The organism is Acinetobacter sp. 12966 (assembly GCF_031196995.1).
Lineage (GTDB): Bacteria > Pseudomonadota > Gammaproteobacteria > Pseudomonadales > Moraxellaceae > Acinetobacter > Acinetobacter geminorum.
Genome location: NZ_JAVIMC010000134.1, coordinates 1 through 3,798, shown reverse-complemented (window position 1 = coordinate 3,798; position 3,798 = coordinate 1). Strand labels below are relative to the sequence as shown.

The 3,798-nt window shown below is 35.4% G+C and carries 6 protein-coding genes and 3 pseudogenes; 5 read left to right on the top strand and 4 right to left on the bottom strand.

What is annotated here, in order from left to right; genetic code table 11:
- Positions 1–184, bottom strand: a 184-nt coding sequence (locus RFW85_RS18190) for an AAA family ATPase (protein WP_309171762.1), incomplete at its 3' end; no start/stop codon positions are given.
- A gap of 53 nt (positions 185–237) precedes the next feature.
- Positions 238–366: an AAA family ATPase gene (locus tag RFW85_RS18185; protein WP_002123981.1), complete on the bottom strand. Its 129-nt coding sequence runs from the start codon at positions 364–366 to the stop codon at positions 238–240.
- A 137-nt stretch (positions 367–503) separates the two neighbouring features.
- Here RFW85_RS18185 and RFW85_RS18180 point away from each other — a divergent pair, with 137 nt between their 5' ends.
- The 5 genes and pseudogenes from RFW85_RS18180 (at position 504) to RFW85_RS18160 (ending at position 2,565) form a co-directional block, all read left to right on the top strand.
- Positions 504–899 carry a transposase family protein gene (locus RFW85_RS18180; protein WP_005130231.1) on the top strand — a complete coding sequence of 132 codons (396 nt, stop codon included), beginning with the start codon at positions 504–506 and terminating at the stop codon, positions 897–899.
- Between the two features lie 46 nt (positions 900–945).
- Positions 946–1,338: pseudogene (locus RFW85_RS18175) on the top strand (transposase family protein); the annotation flags it as partial.
- Between the two features lie 167 nt (positions 1,339–1,505).
- The gene (locus tag RFW85_RS18170; protein WP_004704395.1) at positions 1,506–1,826 is read left to right on the top strand and encodes a type II toxin-antitoxin system Phd/YefM family antitoxin; all 321 of its coding nucleotides are present in this window, start codon (positions 1,506–1,508) and stop codon (positions 1,824–1,826) included.
- Positions 1,827–2,081: 255 nt separating this feature from the next.
- Positions 2,082–2,291 (top strand): annotated as a pseudogene (locus tag RFW85_RS18165) (type II toxin-antitoxin system RelE/ParE family toxin); the annotation flags it as partial.
- On the top strand, positions 2,278–2,565 hold the full coding sequence (locus RFW85_RS18160) for a helix-turn-helix transcriptional regulator (protein ID WP_001258992.1): 288 nt from the start codon (positions 2,278–2,280) through the stop codon (positions 2,563–2,565). The pseudogene RFW85_RS18165 and the gene RFW85_RS18160, both read left to right, overlap by 14 nt.
- Before the next feature lie 283 nt (positions 2,566–2,848).
- Here RFW85_RS18160 and RFW85_RS18155 read toward each other — a convergent pair whose 3' ends face one another.
- Positions 2,849–3,073 carry a hypothetical protein gene (locus tag RFW85_RS18155; RefSeq protein WP_005130229.1) on the bottom strand — a complete coding sequence of 75 codons (225 nt, stop codon included), beginning with the start codon at positions 3,071–3,073 and terminating at the stop codon, positions 2,849–2,851.
- 38 nt (positions 3,074–3,111) lie between these two features.
- A pseudogene (locus RFW85_RS18150) lies at positions 3,112–3,654 on the bottom strand (hypothetical protein); the annotation flags it as partial.
- Positions 3,655–3,798 lie beyond the last annotated feature (144 nt).

Below are 3,798 nucleotides of genomic sequence, written 5' to 3'. Positions count from 1 at the left end.
CATTGGCGACGATATTCAGGCTGATGTTTTTTACGCTTCCATTCACCCTCATTTGTGGACGCAATAAAGCAATTTGACCTTCTGCCTCAACTTGATCGTCACCTAGAGTAAAAACTCCTTTAACGGTATTTTCTTGATTGAAATTACGATCAATAAAATCTTTATTATAGACTAGAGTTTTTATTGGTTCTTCACCAAGCCATTGAAGTAAACAATGTGTGTAGCCTAATGGTTGATCTATAATTCTACAATTGTAGTTTTTCCAGACCCATTTGCCCCAAATATAAAATTTATCTGCTTTAAACCATCTAATTGTGTTGGTACACTATAAGTAGCAACATTATTTATATAGACTCCAGTAAGCATAGCTTTCCCTATTTTTAATTTGCACGATTTAAAATTTATTTTTTTAGATTAGACTTCCGTCATAAATCAAAAAACGTACAATTTATTTGATCTTAAATTAATCAGCAAAATTATTTAATTCAATGGATAATCCTTGGATGAAATTCAAAGATATTCAAAAATTATCAGACGTTAAGTTTCGTAGGCTTACCGGTGTTAGTTGGGCTACATTTAACCTCATGTTGGCCGAGCTAAATAAGCAGTTACCTCGTCATATTGGTAAAGGACGACCGCATAAATTACCGTTGGAAGATCGTTTGCTCTTATGTATAGAATATTGGAGAGAATATCGAACATTTTTCCATCTTGGTATGAGTTACGGTGTATCTGAAACGAGTGCAATTCGTATCACACGTGTTATTGAAGATACCTTAATCCGTTCTGGAAAATTTAACTTGCCAAAACAACTTCCTAATCGAGATGAAATGGATTGGGAAGTTGTTGTGATTGATGCAACTGAAATATTAGTTCAACGTCCAAAAAAAACAGAATAAATGGTATAGCGGTAAAAAAAAGCGACATACCTTTAAATTTCAGCTATCTATGCACTATACAACAGGTGAAATACTAAGTGTATGTGGAAGTCATGGAAGCATGCATGATTTTAAAATATTTAAAAAAAGCATGAGGAAATTAAAATTTAAGCCCTTTTTTATCGTTGATAAGGGGTATTTAGGGATAAAGAAATTGGGTTTTGGATGCCTTATGCCATCTAAAGCAAAGAAAACTGAAAAACTAGATTCTGAATTAAAAAAGTTAAATAGAGAGATTGGTCGTAGACGAATTCAAGTAGAGCATGTATTTGGAAGGATGAAATGTTTTAAGATTTTATCTTGTGTATATAGAAATCGTCGTAAAAGATTAAACCTGCGGTTTAATTTACTTGCTGGCATATACAATTTAGATTGGGTGAAAGATAAACAATTAAATTGATTGAAAAATGATTTATGAAGGAAGTCTATTATATAGTTACATACAAATATCATCTACTAATTTTAGAAATATATAATAGCCCCATAATAAATAACGGTCGTTTTCTTACATTCGGAACAATATTCTAAAGTGATTTAATTTTTGCCATCCAGTATAAGGTCTTAGATATGAGTCGATTAACTTTTATAAACGGTGCGATTGTTTCTGCGTCTGATGTTCGCAAATCTTGGAGCAAAATTGTTCAATGTGTCAAAGAAAGTCATAAACCTGTTTTTGTTTATACGAAGAATACGCCCGAAGCTGTTGTTCTGAGTTTTGAAGAATTTCAAAACATGCAGGAAATTGTTGAAGCCGTCCGGCGTGAACAGCTAGGACAACAAATGGTTTATGATCTTTTGGATATTAATCAGCTCACTGGTCAACCGATCAAACACATGCTTTTGAACCACAAAGGTGTATTTGAAGAAGTAAATGGACAAGAAAAATAGCTTTTGAGGATATTAGCGGATTCGAGATTAGAGACAAGCTGATTTAAAAGTCATCTTATATTTATATTCGTTGCACAATGAGCTTTGATTTTCGTGAAATAATAGGAAGTGAAAACATTTTCGTAAGTTAACTAGCCCTGATGACATAGAGTTGACTAAGTTTATTGAAAATTACAAAGAACGCTTGGATGTCTATAGAACTATATTAAATAATGCACTGGGTAAAGTAATAGACTCACCCCCGGCGCAAACTTAGGAGAATCTCACACATTACCAATGAGTAAAGGACTATTTGAGTTGCGCTTAAAATCTCAAGAAGGTATTGCTCGTGTTATGTATTGCACACTAGTCGGTAAACGCATTGTAATGCTCCATAGTTTTGTTAAGAAAACCCAAAAAACACCTAAGCAAGATCTAAACCTAGCACTTGACCGCATGAAAGAGGTGAAAAATGCGAACACATGAAGAAATGAAAGCACTTGCATTATCTCGTTCAGCAGTGCGTACCGAATACGAACGAATTGAACGTGAAGAAATGCCCTTGCTCGATATGGTACTTACTGCACTTCGAGAGGCAGGTCTATCCCAAGCGCAAATCGCGGAACGCATGGGAACAAATGTACCTGCCGTTTCACGGCTAGAAAAAGCATTGATCACAGGCAAACCATCACCATCTATTGCCACATTGCAAAAATATGCTGCGGCAATTGGTAAACATGTTGAAGTGCGTTTTGTCTAAATAAAAAAGCACCCTAGGGTGCTTTTTACCAATTCACTAATCAATCAACTTTACACATTTAGCAACAACATCCTGTGCCTATAGACCCTTATCTTTGAAATTACTGTTATACGCACGATCAATATCTCTTAAGCCTTCTTGAATTTCTGCCTTTGATGCATTTTTGTCTGTTAGTATTTCATTCCTTAAGCTTTCCTTGGAAACCCCTTTAAGCCTTGCATCCATTATAAGAGACTGATTATATGCATCCTTTACACACTCATTGCGCTATTTTAAAGATAATTTATTTGGAGTGCAGTGTGCTTCCCAAATTATTGCAAATTGAATAACCACCGTAGCTATTCTTAGAATTTACCTCTCCGCAATATCCTTTTATATTTTGGAATTGGGCTGAATCAGAATCTTTTAAGGTGCTTAAGATAGCTTCTTTTGACTCTTTTTCCACCTTTGAGCAACCATTAATCCCTACCAAACCAAGAACTAAGCTTAAAAAAATAATCTTTTTCATATAATATCAACACCTTAAAATTAGCTAATAATCCTGTTATGGCCAAATTCATCTTCACTATTATCAAATTGCTCCACGAGCACCAAAAGCTTTAAATCTTTTCGCCCACCAATGCTGTTTTCCTTCCAGTTAATGATTGAAAGCGCCTCATAAAGCGCAAAGTAAGGAACCCCATTGGAATCAACATCCACTAGCAAACCACAACGACCAAATACTAGAAGTTCAAGACAAATTCTAATGAAGAGCTGTTTAAGGCCAAATCCATCATTGGTTGCATTCTCTATTAAACCCTTTAACAGAGAACTCTCAATTACGATGTTAGGTTCCAGCTTTGAAAATAAACCAATCATCGTGCGTAATGAATCCTGAACCCATAATGGATACTGAGCGCGACTTAGATAGGCTTTATAAATCTCTCCAGTCGTATCTCCTTGCTTTTCAGCCTCAATCATTCCGGCCGATTTAGCTAGGTATTTAGTTTGTGCATGTTTAATTTGCTCTTCACCTGCTACGGCGTCACGCATAACCAACCAGCTTTTTTGTGCAGCAATATACTGCGGATGTTTATCAGTAACTGCCATAAAAACACCAATAAAAAATCACCTGTAAAGGTGCATTGTTTAAGACATCCCGCGAATTCTTCGAACTCCAACAGATTTCTTGTCGATCGGGAATAAATAAGCGATTGGATATGTACCTGCATCGAGCCTGTAAATTATTTTGTG

Coding starts and splice junctions, on each gene's coding strand:
- RFW85_RS18155 (WP_005130229.1), bottom strand. CDS start 3,073: ATGAAAAAGATTATTTTTTTAAGCTTAGTTCTTGGTTTGGTAGGGATT.
- RFW85_RS18170 (WP_004704395.1), top strand. CDS start 1,506: ATGAGTCGATTAACTTTTATAAACGGTGCGATTGTTTCTGCGTCTGAT.
- RFW85_RS18160 (WP_001258992.1), top strand. CDS start 2,278: ATGCGAACACATGAAGAAATGAAAGCACTTGCATTATCTCGTTCAGCA.
- RFW85_RS18185 (WP_002123981.1), bottom strand. CDS start 366: ATGCTTACTGGAGTCTATATAAATAATGTTGCTACTTATAGTGTACCA.
- RFW85_RS18180 (WP_005130231.1), top strand. CDS start 504: ATGAAATTCAAAGATATTCAAAAATTATCAGACGTTAAGTTTCGTAGG.